The sequence below is a fragment of the Caballeronia humi genome (assembly GCF_001544475.1).
In the GTDB taxonomy this organism is placed as follows: domain Bacteria; phylum Pseudomonadota; class Gammaproteobacteria; order Burkholderiales; family Burkholderiaceae; genus Caballeronia; species Caballeronia humi.
The window spans coordinates 1-899 of sequence record NZ_FCNW02000210.1 but is presented as its reverse complement, the minus strand read 5'-3'; the positions used below and the strand labels follow the sequence as shown (position 1 = coordinate 899).

Here is an 899-nt window from a genome sequence, read left to right as displayed (position 1 = left end):
CGACCTGAAAGGGTGCAGACTTCCGCGTGGTGCAGTTGTCGCAGACCAGCATTTTAGGTTCAACGAGGGGCAGCTTGTGAGTGACCGGTGGGGCTACGGTTCAGCGCCTCTCGCCTCAGCAATGAGGCGAATCAACGATGTGACGTTTGCGAAGGTCGTAAGAAGGCCGGTACGACCGGCGTCCGTGTGACGTTTAATGCTGTGCTCGAGCTGTATGCGGGGAAACTCGCACGTACAGTTCTTCGGGGGCCGCGTTTCCGCGAGGAGACGTGGCTACCCAATTATCCGACCGACCCGACCCAGCACGTTTCGCACGAAACCATCTACACGGCCATCTATGCCCAGCCGCGCGGCGAACTGCGCCGGCAGCTCATCGCCTGCTTGCGCCACGGTCATAGCGCCCGCATGTCCCGCACACGCGGCACAGATCGGCGCGGGCAGATTCCCGACATGGTCAGTATCCATGTGCGGCCGCCCGAAATCGAAGACCGACTACTGCCTGGTCACTGGGAAGGTGACTTCATCAAGGGCGCCGCCAACCAATCTTCTGTCGGCGTGCTGGTCGAACGGACTAGCCGCCTGGTGCTACTCGCCAAGATGGAAGACGCCACCGCCGCCTCCGCGTTAGCGGGCTTCTCTGCCAAACTCAACTCGATTGCCGCGCCGTTGCGACAAACCTTTACCTACGACCAGGGCAAAGAAATGTCGCGGCACCAAGAACTCACTGCAGCCACTGGCGTGCGCGTCTACTTCTGCGACCCACACAGCCCTTGGCAACGCGGCACCTGCGAAAATACCAACGGATTGCTTCGTCAATATTTGCCTAATATAGATAGTCCGTCCCGCCTTCCGTGATACTGGTCACAGCTGGCAGGTACTGCCAGCGAAAGCGGGACATG

Annotated in this window: 1 pseudogene; it reads left to right on the top strand. The window is 60.1% G+C overall.

Going from position 1 to position 899, the window contains the following annotated elements:
* Nucleotides 1-300: 300 nt before the first annotated feature.
* Nucleotides 301-825 (top strand): annotated as a pseudogene (locus AWB65_RS35090) (IS30 family transposase); the annotation flags it as partial.
* Nucleotides 826-899 lie beyond the last annotated feature (74 nt).